This is a genomic window from Paractinoplanes pyxinae, assembly GCF_026626335.1.
Taxonomy (GTDB): domain Bacteria; phylum Actinomycetota; class Actinomycetes; order Mycobacteriales; family Micromonosporaceae; genus Actinoplanes; species Actinoplanes pyxinae.
Genome location: NZ_JAPNTZ010000013.1, coordinates 169,416 through 185,380 on the forward strand (window position 1 = coordinate 169,416; position 15,965 = coordinate 185,380).

Annotated in this window: 16 protein-coding genes; 5 read left to right on the forward strand and 11 right to left on the reverse strand. The window is 70.7% G+C overall.

The window, feature by feature from the left end; all coding sequences use genetic code 11:
• Positions 1–3: 3 nt before the first annotated feature.
• The 8 genes from mtrA to OWR29_RS33345 all read right to left on the reverse strand — a co-directional run bounded on the left by mtrA (position 4) and on the right by OWR29_RS33345 (position 7,339).
• Entirely contained in the window at positions 4–693 is a 690-nt protein-coding gene (mtrA, locus tag OWR29_RS33310; RefSeq protein ID WP_014688036.1) for an MtrAB system response regulator MtrA, read from the reverse strand.
• Between the two features lie 111 nt (positions 694–804).
• Positions 805–1,008 carry a DUF397 domain-containing protein gene (locus OWR29_RS33315; RefSeq protein WP_267567353.1) on the reverse strand — a complete coding sequence of 68 codons (204 nt, stop codon included), beginning with the start codon at positions 1,006–1,008 and terminating at the stop codon, positions 805–807.
• A 42-nt stretch (positions 1,009–1,050) separates the two neighbouring features.
• Positions 1,051–1,911: a helix-turn-helix domain-containing protein gene (locus OWR29_RS33320; RefSeq protein WP_267567354.1), complete on the reverse strand. Its 861-nt coding sequence runs from the start codon at positions 1,909–1,911 to the stop codon at positions 1,051–1,053.
• A gap of 426 nt (positions 1,912–2,337) precedes the next feature.
• Positions 2,338–3,495: a mannose-6-phosphate isomerase, class I gene (gene manA / locus OWR29_RS33325; protein ID WP_267567355.1), complete on the reverse strand. Its 1,158-nt coding sequence runs from the start codon at positions 3,493–3,495 to the stop codon at positions 2,338–2,340.
• A 10-nt stretch (positions 3,496–3,505) separates the two neighbouring features.
• On the reverse strand, positions 3,506–4,471 hold the full coding sequence (locus OWR29_RS33330; protein ID WP_267567356.1) for a cation diffusion facilitator family transporter: 966 nt from the start codon (positions 4,469–4,471) through the stop codon (positions 3,506–3,508).
• 34 nt (positions 4,472–4,505) lie between these two features.
• Positions 4,506–5,732 carry an SIS domain-containing protein gene (locus tag OWR29_RS33335; protein WP_438872691.1) on the reverse strand — a complete coding sequence of 409 codons (1,227 nt, stop codon included), beginning with the start codon at positions 5,730–5,732 and terminating at the stop codon, positions 4,506–4,508.
• On the reverse strand, positions 5,732–5,914 hold the full coding sequence (locus OWR29_RS33340; RefSeq protein ID WP_267567357.1) for a Trm112 family protein: 183 nt from the start codon (positions 5,912–5,914) through the stop codon (positions 5,732–5,734). The genes OWR29_RS33335 and OWR29_RS33340 overlap by 1 nt, the downstream gene beginning before the upstream one ends.
• Positions 5,915–5,959: 45 nt before the next feature.
• Complete coding sequence (locus tag OWR29_RS33345; RefSeq protein WP_267567358.1) at positions 5,960–7,339, reverse strand: phosphomannomutase/phosphoglucomutase; 1,380 nt, start codon at positions 7,337–7,339, stop codon at positions 5,960–5,962.
• 143 nt (positions 7,340–7,482) lie between these two features.
• Here OWR29_RS33345 and OWR29_RS33350 point away from each other — a divergent pair, with 143 nt between their 5' ends.
• The 4 genes from OWR29_RS33350 to OWR29_RS33365 all read left to right on the forward strand — a co-directional run bounded on the left by OWR29_RS33350 (position 7,483) and on the right by OWR29_RS33365 (position 11,855).
• Positions 7,483–8,781, forward strand: a complete 1,299-nt coding sequence (locus OWR29_RS33350) for a GAF domain-containing protein (RefSeq protein WP_267567359.1) — start codon at positions 7,483–7,485, stop codon at positions 8,779–8,781.
• A gap of 32 nt (positions 8,782–8,813) precedes the next feature.
• Positions 8,814–10,337 carry an aldehyde dehydrogenase gene (gene adh, locus OWR29_RS33355; RefSeq protein ID WP_267567360.1) on the forward strand — a complete coding sequence of 508 codons (1,524 nt, stop codon included), beginning with the start codon at positions 8,814–8,816 and terminating at the stop codon, positions 10,335–10,337.
• 3 nt (positions 10,338–10,340) lie between these two features.
• A complete protein-coding gene (locus OWR29_RS33360; protein ID WP_267567361.1) occupies positions 10,341–10,712 on the forward strand; it encodes a DUF779 domain-containing protein in 372 nt (123 codons plus the stop codon).
• 300 nt (positions 10,713–11,012) lie between these two features.
• A complete protein-coding gene (locus tag OWR29_RS33365; protein WP_267567362.1) occupies positions 11,013–11,855 on the forward strand; it encodes a polysaccharide deacetylase family protein in 843 nt (280 codons plus the stop codon).
• Here OWR29_RS33365 and OWR29_RS33370 read toward each other — a convergent pair.
• On the reverse strand, positions 11,852–12,220 hold the full coding sequence (locus OWR29_RS33370; protein ID WP_267567363.1) for a DUF3499 domain-containing protein: 369 nt from the start codon (positions 12,218–12,220) through the stop codon (positions 11,852–11,854). The genes OWR29_RS33365 and OWR29_RS33370 overlap by 4 nt on opposite strands.
• A gap of 206 nt (positions 12,221–12,426) precedes the next feature.
• On the opposite strand from OWR29_RS33370, the gene OWR29_RS33375 reads away from it, so the two are divergent.
• Positions 12,427–12,903, forward strand: a complete 477-nt coding sequence (locus OWR29_RS33375) for a metallopeptidase family protein (protein WP_438872692.1) — start codon at positions 12,427–12,429, stop codon at positions 12,901–12,903.
• Positions 12,904–12,907: 4 nt separating this feature from the next.
• Here OWR29_RS33375 and OWR29_RS33380 read toward each other — a convergent pair whose 3' ends face one another.
• The gene (locus tag OWR29_RS33380) at positions 12,908–13,165 is read right to left on the reverse strand and encodes a WhiB family transcriptional regulator (protein WP_014688021.1); all 258 of its coding nucleotides are present in this window, start codon (positions 13,163–13,165) and stop codon (positions 12,908–12,910) included.
• Positions 13,166–13,453: 288 nt separating this feature from the next.
• Positions 13,454–15,964: a bifunctional FO biosynthesis protein CofGH gene (locus tag OWR29_RS33385; RefSeq protein ID WP_267567364.1), complete on the reverse strand. Its 2,511-nt coding sequence runs from the start codon at positions 15,962–15,964 to the stop codon at positions 13,454–13,456.
• Position 15,965 lies beyond the last annotated feature (1 nt).

The following is a 15,965-nucleotide window of genomic DNA, read 5'->3' on the forward strand; positions in this document are numbered from 1 at the left end:
CGCCTATCCGGTGCCTGCCTTGTAGCCGACCCCCCGGACGGTCAGGATGATCTCGGGCCGTTCCGGATCGGGCTCGATCTTGGCGCGCAGCCGCTGCACGTGGACGTTGACCAGCCGGGTGTCGGCCGCGTGGCGGTAGCCCCAGACCTGTTCGAGCAGCACCTCGCGGGTGAAGACCTGGCGCGGCTTGCGGGCCAGGGCCACCAGCAGGTCGAACTCGAGCGGGGTGAGCTTGACCTCTTCGCCGTCGCGGGAGACGGTGTGGGCCGGCACGTCGATGGTGATCTGGTTGCCGGGCGGGCCGATGGTCAGCATCTCGGGTGCGGCGTCCTCGCCCCGGCGCAGGCGAGCCCGCATGCGGGCCACCAGCTCCTTCGGCTTGAACGGCTTGACCACGTAGTCGTCGGCGCCGGACTCGAGGCCGAGCACCACGTCGACCGTGTCGCTCTTGGCCGTCAGCATGACGATCGGGATGCCGGACTCGGCGCGGATCGCCCGGGCCACGTCGATCCCGCTCATGCCGGGCAGCATCAGGTCGAGCAGGACGATGTCGGGCCGATTCTCCCGGAAGGCGGCCAGAGCGCGTTCCCCGTCGGCCACGAAGGAAGGCAGGAATCCTTCGCTCCGCAGGACGATGCCGAGCATCTCGGCCAGCGCTGGATCGTCATCGACGACGAGTACCCGGGCTCTCATGCGGTCCAATATTGCACTGTCCCGAACAACCCCACGCACCCCGGGGCCGATCTTGCGTCAAACAAGGGACGAAAAGGGCGGCCCCCCGGAGGCAGGACCGCCCTTCGCGGGTCAGGCGCGCGGGCGGTCGAATTCCCCGTCCCGTACGCCGGCGATGAACCGGGCCCAGCCGGCGTCACCGAACGCGAGCACCGGACCGGCGACGTCCTTCGAGTCGCGCATCAGCACGGCCGACGGAACCGCCGCGACTTCGACGCAGTGGCCCGCGGCTCCGCTTCGAGTGCTCTTACGCCAGGTGAGAGTGGCGTCCTGCATCGTGGATCCCCTTCCAGGAGGTGCATGCGCCTCCATTTCAGCTCACGATGCGGTCAGAACGCGGAGCGCTTCCTCCCTTTCAGCGATAGCCGTTCGGCTCATCTCGGCCGACATCGAGCGTTCCCGCAGGTCGGAGAGGGCGTCGCGATAGACGTCGACGTCGGTCGGCTTCACCCGGAAGAGACCGCCGGTGAGGCCCTCGCTGTGCACGACCGGGGCCCGGGTGCCCGGTTCGAACTCGAGAACCATGAACGGCTCGGTCATGCCCGCGTGCGCGCCGGCGCTGAACGGAAGCACCAGCAGCTCGACGCCGGGGCGCTCGCTCGCCTCGACCAGCCGCGCCAGCTGACGGCGCAGCACCTCGGGCCCGCCGACCTCGCGGTGCAGCACCGCCTCGTCGAGCACGATGCGCAGCACGGGCGTCGGGTCGCGGGTCAGCACGGCCTGGCGGGCCATCCGCAGGGCGAGGCGGCGCTGGATCGTCTCGACGGCGCCGACGTCGGCCCCGACCTCGATCACGGCCCGCGCGTACTCGTCGGTCTGCAGCAGACCGGGGACGACCTGGGGTTCCCACTCGCTGATGAGGATCGCCTCGGCCTCGAGAGCGACATATTCGTCGTACGGGTCGGGGACCGACGATCGGTAGGGCGTCCACCAGGCCCGGGCCCGGCCACGGCGGGCCAGCTCACGCAGACGGTCGCGGTCCTCCACGCGTACGCCGTAGAGGGTCAGCAGACGGTCGAGGTCGGGCTCGGTGATGCCGGTGTGCGCCGTCTCGATGCGGCTCAGTTTGGACTCGGACCAGCCGAGGGCGGTGGCCACATCGGCCGCCCGGCGCTCGGCGCGCAGACGCCGCAACTCGTTGCCGAGCTCGTCCCGTGCCGTCGATGTCGCCCTAGCCACGGGAACACCATAACGGTGCAGCCGTCGCTGTCTGCAACTTGCACCCCACCGTCTGCACTTGCACGCAGGTCAGGGGTCGTGCCGTAATGGAAGTGGACCACGGGTCGGGGTGGCGGCAAACATCCCGTACCCGGAAAACGGGGCCCGTCCGCACCTCAGCGGACGGGCCCCGGCCGTTTCCCCGACCAAACCGTTCAGGCGGCTCACTGGACATAGCGAACGGGACGGCAGGCCTGGACCCGCCGCCCCGTTCATCCCCCCGGTTTGGTACCGCGCGCGTCCGTGGGACCCCCCGATCACCAATGACGCTGCGTGTTTATAGATTCACACTCCGCACACACCACTGTCAAGCAAATCCGGAAATTTCCTATTTTGATGGCCGGATGAGGCAACAGCGGTTGCCCGCCGGAAGCGAACCGGTTGCGATCAGGCGGGAACGGCGGCCACGAAGACCTGCCCGGTGCCGGCGACCTTGATCGACCCCGCGTCGGCCGAGGCGTAGGCGGCCGAGCCGGGCGTCAGCTCGACCGGCGTGCCGTCGATGCTCTCGCCCACGAAGATGTCGCCCGCCGTGGCCAGGATGATGCGCGGGCCCGCGGCCGGCACCTCGATCGGCGCGCCGGTGCCGTCCAGCTCGACCCGCAGCAGCCGGAAATCGGGGATCGGCACCGTCCATGTGCTGACGCCGGGGGCCACCTCCGTACTGGGCAGGATCGGGTCGTCCAGCACCTCGAAGCGCAGCACCTTCAGCAGCTCGTCCACGTCCACCCGCTTGGGTGTCAGGCCGCCCCGCAGCACGTTGTCGCTGGCCGCCATCAATTCGACGCCGGCCCCCTTCAGGTACGCGTGCAGATTGCCCGCGGGCATCCAGATGGCCTCGCCGGGCACCAGGCGCACGTGGTTGAGCAGCAGCGCCACCAGCACCCCGGGGTCGCCCGGGTAGTGGGCGGCCAGCTCGGCCACCAGACCGTCGTCCGGGGCGGCCGCGACCACCGCCGCGATGAGGGCGTCGCGGTCGTCGGCGGGCCAGGTGAGCAGGGTCTGCACGGCGGCCCGCAGGTCTCCCCCGCGCAGCGCCTCGACCACCGGCGCCAGCGACTCGACGCCGAATGCCTCGATCTCGCCGGCCGCCGCGGCGGGCGACCGGAAGCCGCACAGCGCCTCGAACGGCGTGACGGCCACCAGCATCTCGGGCTTGTGGTTGGCGTCGGTGTAGTTCCTGGGCAGGCTCGGGTCCGCCTCTTGCCGGGCGAAGGCCTGCTTCGCGTACTCGAGATCGGGGTGTGCCTGCAGCGAGAGCGGCGCCTCGGCCGCCAGCACCTTGAGCAGGAACGGCAGGCGCGGGCCGAACGCCTCGAGCACCGGCTCGCCGAGCTGGCCCTTGGGGTCGTTGGCGATCAGTGTCTCGAGGCTGACCGGGCCGTCCTTGGCCGCCACGGTGGCCGGGTCGCCCGGGTGGGCGCCCAGCCACAGCTCGGCCTCCGGCTGGTCGGTGGGGGCCGGCCGGCTCTGCAGCTCGGCGATGAGGGTGCGGGAACCCCAGGCGTACGGCCGGACGACACCGGTCAGCGAGTAGACACTCATGATCGAGAACTTACCCGGGTTCGACCGCCGAGGACGGCGTAGCCGCCACCGCGTCGGACTGTGCCGGGCGGTAGATGTCGGGCTCGATGTAGATCACCCGGGCGATCGGAACCGCCTCGCGAATGCGCTGCTCGGTCTCGTCGATGTGGCGGGCCAGCTCGTCCGCCCGCTCCGTCCGCGGCACCGCGATCTTGACCGCCACCAGCAGCTCTTCCGGGCCGAGGTGCAGCGTCTTCATGTGGATGATGCGCTCGATGCCCGCGCCGGCCAGCACCGCCTGCTCGATCTTGCGGGTGGCTTCCGGATTGGCGCCCTCGCCGATCAGCAGGCTCTTGGTCTCGATGGCCAGGATGGCGGCGATGGCGACCAGCAGCAGACCGATCATCGCGGTGCCGATGCCGTCCCACACGCCGTTGCCGGTGACCAGCGTCATCACCACGCCGAAGAGGGCGAAGACGAGGCCGAGGAGCGCTCCCGAGTCCTCCAGCAGCACGACGGGCAGCTCCGGCGCCTTGGCCCGGCGCACGTAGTCGACCCACGAGGTGTTGCCCCGGGTGCGGTTCGACTCCTTGATCGCGGTCATGAACGAGTACGACTCGAGACCGATCGCCACGATCAGCACGACGACCGGCACCCACTGCCAGCTCTCGATCGGGTGCGGCTCGCTGATCTTGTGCCAGGCCTCGTACAGCGCGAACAGGCCACCGAGGCTGAACAGCACGATGGACACGATGAACGCGTAGATGTAGCGCTCCCGGCCGAAGCCGAACGGATGCTCGGGCGTGGCCTGCCGCCGCGACCGCTTGCCACCGACCAGCAGCAACAGCTGGTTGCCGGAGTCGGCGACGGAGTGGATCGACTCCGCCAGCATCGACGAGGAGCTGGTCAGCAACCACGCGACGAACTTGGTGACCGCGATACCGAGGTTCGCGGCCAGCGCCGCGATGATTGCCTTGGTGCCACCTTCTGCGCTCATGCCATTGCTCCGCTGTGCTCGAGTTGACGTCGAGTCACTGCATTCCCTCGGGAAGCGGGTTCGAAAGCTCCTTCATCTCGCTGATCGCGGGGACGGCCATCGGGTCGAGGCCGTGCGCGAGGGCGAGGTAGAGCGAGGCGAAATCGGGCACCGCGGTGAGCGAGGCGAGCCGCTCGAGCGCGGAGCCGCCCTCGGCCGTGAGCACGTCGCAGCGCACGCCCCGGCGCTCGGCCAGGGTCTGCACGGCGTCGGCCCGGCGCTCCTCGACGGCGACCGGCTCGTCCGCGTCGTCCTCGGGGTTGAGCCCGCCGTCGCGGAACAGCACGAGCCGCAGGCGGGTCGCCCCGGTCTCGTCCGCGTCGGGGTCGGCGAAGATGTCGCGCGACGACTCGGCCAGCCCGCCGAAGACGCCGTCGAGCAGGCCCACCCGGCCCCGGCCGGCCTCGCCCAGGGCACCCGCCATCACCGGGTAGCGCGCGTTGGCGGCCAGCGTGTCGGCGAAGCGGCGGGCGGCCACCGTGGCCAGCGGGGACGAGCCCCAGACGATCGGGATCGAGCCGGCCAGGCCGAGCGCGAGCGCCTTGGCCGGGTTGACGAACGAGTCGGCCCCGGGCCGGCAGCGCTCGGCGTCGGCGTCGAGCCGGGTCGCCGTCTCGGCCAGGTCGGCCTCGTTGACCTTGACCAGGCCGATCGCGCGGGCCGCGAGCAGCACGGGCACGGCCAGCCCCCACAGGCTGGCGCGGGCGGGCGCGCGGCGGGGCACGGCGAAGAACGGCGCGCGGGCCCGGGCCGCCATGGCCTCGAGCTCGGAGTCGGGGTTGCCCACGGCGACCAGCCGGGCGCCGCGGCGGGCGGCCGCCTCGGCCGCGGCCAGCGCCTCGGGGCTGCGGCCGGAGGCCGAGACGGCGATGACCACGTCGGCCGCGCCGACCCAGCCGGGCAGGCCGGGGCTGCGGTGCCCGATGATCGGCACCGGGCAGCGCGGGCCGGCCACGGTCGACAGGATGCTGCCGGTCAGACCGGCCGTGCCGATGCCGGCCACGACGACCGCGCGGGGGCGGCCCTCGTCGGCCAGCATGCTGAGGTCGGTCTCGGCGGCCAGCGCGGCCGCCTCACGCACCTGGGCCCCGGCCGAGGCCGTGGCCCGCAGCATGCCGCCCGGGTCGTTGGCGAGCATCGACTTCTCGTCGTCGAGCAGGGACTCGTCGGCGTGCCGGTGCCCGTGGACCCCGGCCGCGCCACCCTCCAGGGGCCCCGCCATCAGGCCGCGTCCTTCGGCGTACGCGCCTCGTCGAGCAGCAGCACCGGGATGTCGTCGCGGACCTCGAAGATGTGCCCGCACTCGGTGCAGGTGAGGGTCTGCGCGTCGGCGTCGTGGGTGAGCGGCGCGTGATGCGTGTCCGGACAGGCCAGAATGTCCAACAGCTGCGGATCGAGGGCCACCGCGCGGCTCCTAGGTAGATATGCGGGCTGTTACAGGCCCTGATCCTAACTGCGGACGATGGCGAGCACTTCGTCGCGCAGGGACGCCATGCGGTCGGACTTGGGCGCCTCGACGTTGAGCCGCAGCAACGGCTCGGTGTTGGAGGCCCGCAGGTTGAACCAGGCGCCGTCGGGCAGCGACACGGTCAGGCCGTCCAGCTCGTCGAACGTGGCCCCGGCGAAGTGTGCCCGCACCTCGGCCGTCTTGGCCGCGGCGTCGGCCACCGTCGAGTTGATCTCACCCGAGGCGCTGTAGCGCTCGTACTCGGCGGCGAACTCGGACAGCGGCAGCGACTGGCCGCCGAGCGCGGCGAGCACGTGCATCGCGGCCAGCATGCCGGTGTCGGCGAACCAGAAGTCGCGGAAGTAGTAGTGCGCCGAGTGCTCGCCGCCGAAGACCGCGTTCGTACGGGCCATCTCGGCCTTGATGAAGGAGTGGCCGACCCGGCTGCGCACCGGCGTGCCGCCCGCCTCGGTGATGATCTCGGGCACCGCGTGCGAGGTGATCAGGTTGTGGATGACCGTGCTGCCGGGGAACTTGGCCAGCTCGCGCCGGGCCACCAGCCCGGTGATGGCCGAGGGCGAGACCGGGTCGCCCTTCTCGTCGATGATGAAGCAGCGGTCGGCGTCGCCGTCGAACGCGACGCCGATGTCGGCGCCCTGCTCGCGGATGGCGTTCTGCAGGTCGACCACGTTCTTGGGGTCGAGCGGGTTGGCCTCGTGGTTGGGGAACGAGCCGTCCAGCTCGAAGTACATCGGCACGATCTCGAGCGGCAGCGCGGGCAGCACCTGGTCGCCCAGCACGGCCGGGACGGTGTAGCCGCCCATGCCGTTGCCGGCGTCGACGATCACCTTGAGCGGCCGGATGCCGGACAGGTCGACCAGCGAGCGCAGGTGGGCCGCGTACGCCCCCAGCAGGTCGCGCGTCTCGACCCGGGACGGGCCGTCGGCCTCGGCGTTCAGATCGGCCAGGAGGGCCTCGGCGCGCTGCCGGACGACGGCCAGGCCGCTGTCCTGCCCGACCGGCTTGGCGCCGGCGCGGCACATCTTGATGCCGTTGTACTGCGCCGGGTTGTGGCTGGCGGTGAACATGGCGCCGGGCAGGCCGAGCGAGCCGGAGGCGTAGTAGAGCTCGTCGGTCGAGGCCAGGCCGATGGAGACCACCGCGGCGCCGGCGGCGTTGGCGCCCCGGGCGAAGGCGGCGGAGAGGCCGGGGCCGGACTCGCGCATGTCGTGCGCGATCACGATCTGGTCGGCGTTGTCGCCCGACTCGCGCAACATCTCGACGAATGCGGTGCCTAGAGCCCGGGCGACCGCCTCGTCGAACTGGTCCGGAACGACTCCCCGGACGTCGTACGCCTTGACGATCTTGGACAGATCAGACACTGCTCCCCCTTGCCTCCACGCTGATGACCCGCCGAGAGTAGCGGAGCCGCATGACAGGCATTACGTCATTGATCGAGCGTCAACCGAACAGAGCTTGTCGCCGGTCGTGATGCGGGTCACGATGGGGGTCTGGAGGTGCCCCCGTGCCCAACCCGTGGCTCGCCCTCGACGCCGGCGCCGATCCCGCCGAACGCATGCGCCAGGTCGGGCGCGCCCACGAACGGTTCGTCACTGGGGAGCTGACTACCCACAACCCCCCGGACGGCCCGGCCATGCGGCCGGTCGTCGCTGACTCGTGGCGGCGCTCCGCCGTGGCCCTGCCCGGGCCCGACGCCACCGCCCCGATCGAGCTGAGCGACGACGACCTGGAGTCGTACCGCGCGGCCCACCCGCTGGCCCGCGTGCTGCCGATCTTCCGTGACCTGCTGGGCGGGCTGGCCGAGGACGGCGAGCACCTGATGGCGGTGTGCGACGCGTACGGGCGGCTGCTGTGGGTCGAGGGCACGGCGAAGGTGCTGCGCGGGGCCGAGCAGATGAACTTCGTGCCGGGCGCCCGCTGGGACGAGGCGCACGCCGGCACCAACGCCCCCGGCACGGCGCTGGCCGTCGACCACCCGCTGCAGATCTTCGCGACGGAGCACTTCAGCCGCCCGGTGCAGCGCTGGACGTGCGCGGCGGCGCCGATCCACGACCCGGGCACGGGCCGGCTGCTCGGCGCCATCGACGTCACCGGCGGCGACCACCTGGCCAACCCGCACAGCCTGGCCCTCGTGCGGGCCACCGCGCTGGCCGCCGAGGCGTATCTGCGGGGCCGGCTCAGCCCGGCGGCGACGGCGGGCTCGGTGGTCGCGCTCGGGCGCAACGAGGCGCGGCTGACCTTCGAGGGCCGGCAGTGGCGCCTCGGCCGTCGCCATTCCGAGCTGCTGGTGCTGCTGCTGGCCCATCCCGAGGGCAGCACGGGCGACGAGCTGGGCTTCGGCGTGTACGGCGACGACGCGAGCCCGGTGACCGTGCGGGCGGAGCTGTCGCGGCTGCGCCGGGCGCTGGGGCCGGAGCTGATGGAGTCCCGGCCGTACAGGTTGCGGGCCGAGGTGGAGGCCGACTTCCGGACGGTCGTCCGGTTGCTTGAGCACGGACGCGTCACTGCGGCCCTGGAGGCGTACGCGGGACCGCTTCTGCCTGGCTCGGAAGCCCCGGGAGTGGTGCGCCTGCGCCGCCTCGTGGACGACCGCCTGCGCGCCGCGCTGCTGGCCGCCGGCGACCGCACCCTGCTGCAGACCTGGCTGCATTCGCCGTGGGGCGCCGACGATCTGGAGGCCTGGGAGGCGTACGCGCGTCTGCTGCCGCCGACGGCCCCGGCCCGCCCCCTGGCCCTTTCGAAGATCCGCGAACTTCAGTACGAGTTCGGGCTTGCAACGTCGTTGCAACGTCCCCGTAACTAACGTCGGCCGTACCCCAAGGTACGGAGGCTGCCATGACCGTATATTCCGCGCCCGGCACCGACGGCGCCATCGTCAACTACGAATCCCGGTACGACCACTTCATCGGCGGCGAGTACGTGCCGCCCGCCAAGGGCCAGTACTTCGCCAACCCCAGCCCCGTGACCGGCCAGGACTTCTGCGAGGTGGCCCGGGGCACGGCCGAGGACGTCGAGAAGGCCTTGGACGCCGCGCACGGCGCGGCCGACGCGTGGGGCCGCACCTCGGCCGCCGAGCGGGCCAACATCCTCAACAAGATCGCCGACCGGATGGAGCAGAACCTCGAGAAGCTGGCCGTCGCCGAGTGCTGGGAGAACGGCAAGGCGGTCCGCGAGACCCTGGCCGCCGACATCCCGCTGGCGATCGACCACTTCCGTTACTTCGCCGGCGCCATCCGCGCCCAGGAGGGCTCCGCGGGCGAGCTCGACGACGACACCGTCGCCTACCACTTCCACGAGCCGCTGGGCGTGGTCGCGCAGATCATCCCCTGGAACTTCCCGATCCTGATGGCGGTCTGGAAGCTCGCTCCCGCGCTGGCCGCCGGCAACGCCGTCGTGCTCAAGCCGGCCGAGCAGACGCCCGCCTCCATCCACTACTGGATGTCGCTGGTGGCCGACCTGATCCCGCCGGGCGTCGTCAACATCGTCAACGGGTTCGGCGTCGAGGCCGGCAAGCCGCTCGCCTCGTCCAACCGGGTGGCCAAGGTCGCCTTCACCGGTGAGACCACCACCGGCCGGCTGATCATGCAGTACGCCTCCGAGAACCTGATCCCGGTCACCCTCGAGCTGGGCGGCAAGAGCCCGAACATCTTTTTCGAGGACGTCAGCCGGCTCGACGACGACTTCTACGACAAGTCGCTCGAGGGCTTCTCGATGTTCGCGCTCAACCAGGGCGAGGTCTGCACATGCCCGTCGCGTGCGCTCATCCAGCAGAGCATCTACTCCGACTTCCTGGCCGCGGGCGTGAAGCGGGTCGAGAACCTGAAGCAGGGCAACCCGCTCGACACCGACACCCAGGTCGGCGCGCAGGCCTCCAACGACCAGCTCGAGAAGATCCTGTCGTACCTGGACATCGGCCGGCAGGAGGGCGCCAAGGTGCTCACCGGTGGGGCGCGGGCCGACCTGGGCGGCAACCTCTCCGGCGGCTACTACGTGCAGCCGACGATCTTCGAGGGCAGCAACTCGATGCGGATCTTCCAGGAGGAGATCTTCGGGCCGGTCGTGTCGGTGACCTCGTTCGCCGACTACGCCGACGCCATCAAGATCGCCAACGACACGCTGTACGGGCTGGGCGCCGGCGTGTGGACCCGGGACATCAACACCGCGTACCGGGCCGGCCGCGCGATCAAGGCGGGCCGCGTGTGGACGAACTCGTACCACCTCTACCCGGCGCACGCCGCGTTCGGTGGCTACAAGCAGTCCGGCATCGGGCGCGAGAACCACAAGATGATGCTCGACCACTACCAGCAGACCAAGAACCTGCTCGTCTCGTACAGCCCCAAGGCGATGGGCTTCTTCTAGGCCATGGCGACCAGAGTCGAGGTGACCCCCGCGGCGGCCGACATGATGCGGCAGCTGCGGGGGCAGCACGGTCCGCTGATGTTCCACCAGTCCGGCGGCTGCTGCGACGGCAGCTCACCGATGTGCTACCTGGAAGGCGAGTTCCGCACCGGCCAGTCGGACGTGCTGCTCGAGTCCCTGAAGATCGACGGGGTCGACGAGCCCATCACGTTCTGGATGTCGGCCTCGCAGTTCGAGCTCTGGAAGCACACCCACCTGACGGTGGACGTGGTCCCCGGCCGGGGTTCCGGCTTCTCGCTGGAAGCGCCGGAGGGCGTACGCTTTCTCATCCGTTCGCGGCTGCTGACCGAACAAGAGCTGGCCGAACTCTCCTGATCGGAGGATTGCCGGGCCTTTGATCCTGGCCACAGACTGATCCCTGCACCGCCGTCGTCCCGTATCAATGAGGGGCGGCGGCGGTTCGCCGTCACCCCGCGCGACCGTGTTGCCTACCCCGAGGAACCTGTGCCGACCCCCCTCCTTCGCCTCCTCAGCCTCCTGACCGCTCTCGACCAGCGGGCCCTCGCCTGGGCCCGCGAGCGTGTCTCCCCCGACCGTGCCGAATCGCTGCGAAGAGCGGCGTCGCGGGTTCTGCGGACGGCAAGGTCGGGAGCCGGACGGTCGAGGGAGGGTCTGATGCGGTTGTCGCGCACCAAGAAGGTGGTGCTGCTCGGCGTGGTGCTGCTCGCCGTCGGCCTGACCGGGCGCGCGTCGGCCGAATCGGCTCAACACAGCGTCGGCACCCTCACGGCGACGAAACCCGCCCCGGCGACCACCTCGGCCAAGCCCAAGCCGAAGCCGACCGCCGCCAAGCCGAAGCCCAAGCCGGCCAAGCCGTCGGCTCGCAAGATCAGCAATCCGCGGTACGCCGGTCCGGCCGGCAGCCACATGCTGACCGGCACCAAGGGTGTCGCTCTGACCTTCGACGACGGCCCCGACCCGAACGAGACGCCCCGGCTGCTGGCCCTGCTGGCCAAGCACCACGTGAAGGCGACCTTCTGCCTGGTCGGCACCCAGGTCAAACGGCACCCCGAGATCGTCCGCCAGATCGTGGCCCAGGGGCACACGCTGTGCAACCACACCTGGAACCACAGCCTGAAGATCGGCAAAGACCCGGCCGCCAAGATCCGGGCCGACCTGGACCGCACCAACGCCGCCATCCGCCAGGCCGTGCACGGTGCGAAGATCAAGTACTTCCGCGCGCCCGGCGGCAACTTCACGCCCCGGCTGGTCGGGACGGCCAAGCAGCTGGGGATGACCTCGATCTACTGGAAGGTCGACCCGCGCGACTGGAGCCACCACAAGGGCGAGACCAGCTCCGCCCACCAGGCCAAGGTCGTGTCGCAGATCGAGAAGCACTGCCGGCCGGGAGCGATCGTGCTGTCGCACGACTACGCGCAGCCGGACACCATCGCCGCGTACAAGAAGCTCATTCCCTGGCTCAAGAAGCGCTACAAGCTCGTCGCGCTGCCGGTCTAGTGGGACGGCGGGATGACCCGCAAGTGACCTCGGCGGCCCGTCTGGTGGCCGGGCAGGCGCTCTTCGTCGTCGGCCCGCGGGGGTGGCGCGGACGGGCGGGCCGCCTCACGGACGGCGTCGGCCAGGGCGACCAGGTCGTCGGTGGTGGGCGGGGGCGGGGCGAAGTCGCCGTCGTGGCGGACCAGTTCCCAGCCTCGGGGGGCGGTGAGGCTGCGGGCGTGCGGCTCACACAGGTCGTACGTGTGGGGTTCGGCGAAGGCCGCCAAGGGGCCGACGACCGCCGTGGAGTCGCTGTAGACGTAGGTCAGCGTGGCGACCGCCTGTCGGGGACAGCCGTTCCGGGAGCAGCGCCGTGGTGACCTCACGGCGGCACGTTATCGCTCCGGCGGCCCGCACGGGCGCCGAAACCCCGCGACACGCCGACCCACGATGCATCACGATTCGGTCATGACCGCCCGACACGCGGTACCCGATGGGGCGAATTACCGGCGTATCGCCCCGAAGGGGCGAATCAACACGGCGGAAACACGTCCGTCGCCGTGTCACACCGTCGGAGGACTAGAGTTGCCTCGTGACCACCAGTCCTGAACGCCGCCGCAGCGATCCCCGAGCGGCGCGTAAGGCCGGCCCGGGCCACCCCGCCCGCCGCGACCGGCACGGCCGGGGCCTGCGCGGCCGGCTCGTGCCTGCCACCGTTCCCCTGGCCCGCACCAAGGCCGAGATCTTCGACGACCTGGTGCTCGACACGGTCGAGGGCCTCGAGCGGCGCTACGCGAAAGAGCTGGCCGGCGTCGAGTTCGCCGTCGAGGACGTGCCGCCCGAGCTCAACGTCTACGACTCCGACGTGCTCGAGGACGGCGAGGTGCCGCTGGCCCGCCTGCTTCCCGGCCGCCCCGGCCGGCAAGAGCTCCCCCCGCGGATCGTGCTCTACCGGCGGCCGCTGGAATTCCGGGCGATGGACCGCGAAGACCTCGCCGACCTCGTCCACGATGTGATCATCGAGCAGGTGGCCAACCTGCTCGGGGTGGATCCTGACGAGCTGTCCTAGGCGGTTACGCCACCCGTCGCTTCAACTTGCGACGCTCGCGCTCGGACAGTCCACCCCAGATACCGAACCGTTCGTCGTGGCCCAGCGCGTATTCCAGGCACTCGGCCTTGACCTCACACCGGCCGCAGATCCTCTTCGCCTCCCGGGTGGACCCCCCCTTTTCCGGGAAGAAAGCTTCCGGGTCGGTCTGCGAACACAGCGCCCGCTCCTGCCACTCGGGCGCGTCCCCGAGCAGGTCGACCCCTTCAACCTGCGCTTCCATCGGCGTGCCTCCCAATTTCCGCGCCGGCAGCGATGCCGGCACTGACCCCCCACGCACGCAGCGTGTTTTTTGTGAGCAGAATTCGCATTTCTCGGCGCCTCGGCTCACAACCCCACCGAAATTACACGCGTGTAAGACGTGCGTCGTCAAGCCGAACCTGATAAATAGGCCCGTTTCCCTCATCGCGCCTGCGGGCGCGCAAGGGTCCCGTTCCTGCCCTATCTCTCTTCAGGCCCGGTAGGTAACGCGATCCCGCTTGCTCAAGTCCAATTTAACCCGTTTTGTGACCTACCGTCGACCGTAGGTCGTGGTGCGCTCCACGGCCGGGCGACCGGCCGACGCGGCAAGTTCCTTCAGCTCAGTGACGGTGCGGGCCGAGCCGTGCTCGGAACCCGCCATTCGGGAGATCGTTTCCTCCATCAGAGTGCCCCCGAGATCGTTGCAGCCCCCGTTGAGCATTTCCTGAGTGCCGTCGTCGCCCAGCTTCACCCACGAGCACTGGATGTTGTCGATGCGGCCGTGCAGCAGGATCCGGGCCATCGCGTGCACGACGCGGTTCTCCCGCCAGGTGGGACCGGGCCGCGCGATGCCGGCCAGATAGATCGGCGCGTTCGTGTGGATGAAGGGCAGCGCCACGAACTCGGTGAAGCCGCCGGTCACGTCCTGGATGCCGGCCAGCACCCGGAAGTGGCCCAGCCACTGCCGCGGGTGGTCGACGTGCCCGTACATCATGGTCGAACTCGACCGGATGCCGAGCTGGTGAGCGTTGGTCACCACATCGGCCCAGGCGCTGGTGGGCAGCTTGCCCTTGGTGAGCACCCAGCGCACGTCGTCGTCCAGGATCTCGGCCGCGGTGCCGGGGATCGTGCCCAGGCCGGCCTCTTTGAGCTCGGCCAGCCACTCGCGCACGGGCACGCCGGCCTTGGCCGCGGCGGTGACGATCTCCATCGGCGAGTACGCGTGGACGTGCATGCCGGGGACGCGCTGCTTCACGGCGCGGACCAGGTCGGCGTACGCCGTGACCGGCATCTTGGGGTCGATGCCGCCCTGCATGCAGACCTCGGAGGCGCCGTCCTGCCAGGCCTGCTCGGCCCGGTCGGCCACCTGGTCGACCGAGAGCCGGTACGCGTCGGCGTCCTTCTCACGCTGGGCGAACGCGCAGAACCGGCACCCGACGTAGCAGACGTTGGTGAAGTTGATGTTCCGGTTCACCACGTACGTGATGTCGTCGCCGTTGACCTCTTTGCGCAGGTCGTCGGCGATGCGGGCGAGCTGGTCAAGAGCCTCGCCGTCCGCGTTGAACAGCGCCATGGCGGCGTCCTCGTTCTGCTTCTCGAGCAGCGCGGCCGGGTTCTCCGAGGCGAGCTTGAGGCCTTTGATCGCGTCCGACTCGATGCGGCGCGGGGCCTCGGTGGAGATGTGCGCGGCCACCTCGTCCCAGTCGCCGTAGACGTCGTCGAAATCGGACCGGCGGTCGCCGGTGCGGCCCTCGGTGTCGATCGTCGCGAAAAGGTCCGTGCGGCCCGAGGCGTACGCGTCATCGGGCTCCTGCCACGGCCGGCCCACAACCTCGGCGTCCTCGCGAGCCAGACCGTCCGCACCGGACAGCGCCGACACATGAGCGGCGAGGCGCGGATCGAGCCAGCCCTCGTTGCCGCGGCGCACGTACTCCGGATAGATCGTCAGGCGTTCACGCAGCTCGAAGCCGGCTTTCCTGGAGTGCTCACGCAACAGGTCGATCTGCGGCCACGGGCGCTCGGGGTTGACGTGGTCGGGGGTCACCGGCGAGACGCCGCCCCAGTCGTCGATCCCCGCCCGCAGCAGCAGCGAGAACTCGGCGTCGATCAGGTTGGGCGGGGCCTGCAGGCGGCCGCGCGGACCCATGATGATGCGGCCCACGGCCACCGTGGCGGCCAGCTCACGCAGCTCGGCGTCGGGCATGCCGCGCATCGCCGTGTCCGGCTTGGCCCGGAAGTTCTGGATGATGATCTCTTGGATGTGGCCGTACTCGCGGGCGGCGCGGCGCATCGCGAACAGCGCGTCGACCCGCTCGGCCGGGATCTCGCCGATGCCGATCAGGATGCCGGTGGTGAACGGGACACCGACGCGGCCGGCGTCGTCGAGGACGCGGAGGCGTACGGCCGGGTCTTTGTCGGGCGAACCGTAGTGCGGGCCGCCGGGCTCGGACCACAGGCGGGTCGCCGTGGTCTCGAGCATCATGCCCATGCTGGGGGCGACCGGCTTCAGGCGCTGCAGCTCGGCCCAGCTCATGACGCCGGGATTCAGGTGCGGCAGCAGGCCGGTCTCTTCGAGGACGGCGATGGCACACGCGCGTACGTAATCGAGGGTCGAGTCGTAGCCGCGCTCGTCGAGCCACTGCCGGGCCGCGGGCCAGCGCTCCTCGGGGCGGTCGCCCAGCGTGAACAGGGCCTCCTTGCAGCCCTGGGCGGCGCCCTGACGGGCGATCTCAAGAACCTCGTCGCGCTCGAGGAAGGCGGCGGGCAGCCGGTGCGGCACGGTGGCGAACGTGCAGTAGTGGCACCGGTCGCGGCACAGGCGCGTGAGGGGGATGAAAACCTTGCGCGAGTACGTCACCACGCCCGGCCGACCGGCCTCACGCAGACCCGCGTCGCGGATGCCGCCGGCGATCGCGAGCAGTTCCTCGAACTGGTCACCGGTGGCGGCCAGCAGGGCGGTCGCCTCGTCGGCGTCCACGGCCTTGCCGTCGGCCGCGCGGCGCAGGGCGCGCCGGATGCTCGCTTCGGTGGGCTGGGTGTCGACCGTGTTGACCTCTGTCACC

Excerpts from the sequence above, each read along its gene's own strand:
- mtrA (WP_014688036.1), bottom strand. The coding sequence starts at position 693 with ATGAGAGCCCGGGTACTCGTCGTCGATGACGATCCAGCGCTGGCCGAG.
- OWR29_RS33315 (WP_267567353.1), bottom strand. The coding sequence starts at position 1,008 with ATGCAGGACGCCACTCTCACCTGGCGTAAGAGCACTCGAAGCGGAGCC.
- manA (WP_267567355.1), bottom strand. The coding sequence starts at position 3,495 with ATGAGTGTCTACTCGCTGACCGGTGTCGTCCGGCCGTACGCCTGGGGT.
- OWR29_RS33330 (WP_267567356.1), bottom strand. The coding sequence starts at position 4,471 with ATGAGCGCAGAAGGTGGCACCAAGGCAATCATCGCGGCGCTGGCCGCG.
- OWR29_RS33335 (WP_438872691.1), bottom strand. The coding sequence starts at position 5,732 with ATGGCGGGGCCCCTGGAGGGTGGCGCGGCCGGGGTCCACGGGCACCGG.
- adh (WP_267567360.1), top strand. The coding sequence starts at position 8,814 with ATGACCGTATATTCCGCGCCCGGCACCGACGGCGCCATCGTCAACTAC.
- OWR29_RS33360 (WP_267567361.1), top strand. The coding sequence starts at position 10,341 with ATGGCGACCAGAGTCGAGGTGACCCCCGCGGCGGCCGACATGATGCGG.
- OWR29_RS33365 (WP_267567362.1), top strand. The coding sequence starts at position 11,013 with ATGCGGTTGTCGCGCACCAAGAAGGTGGTGCTGCTCGGCGTGGTGCTG.
- OWR29_RS33380 (WP_014688021.1), bottom strand. The coding sequence starts at position 13,165 with ATGGAAGCGCAGGTTGAAGGGGTCGACCTGCTCGGGGACGCGCCCGAG.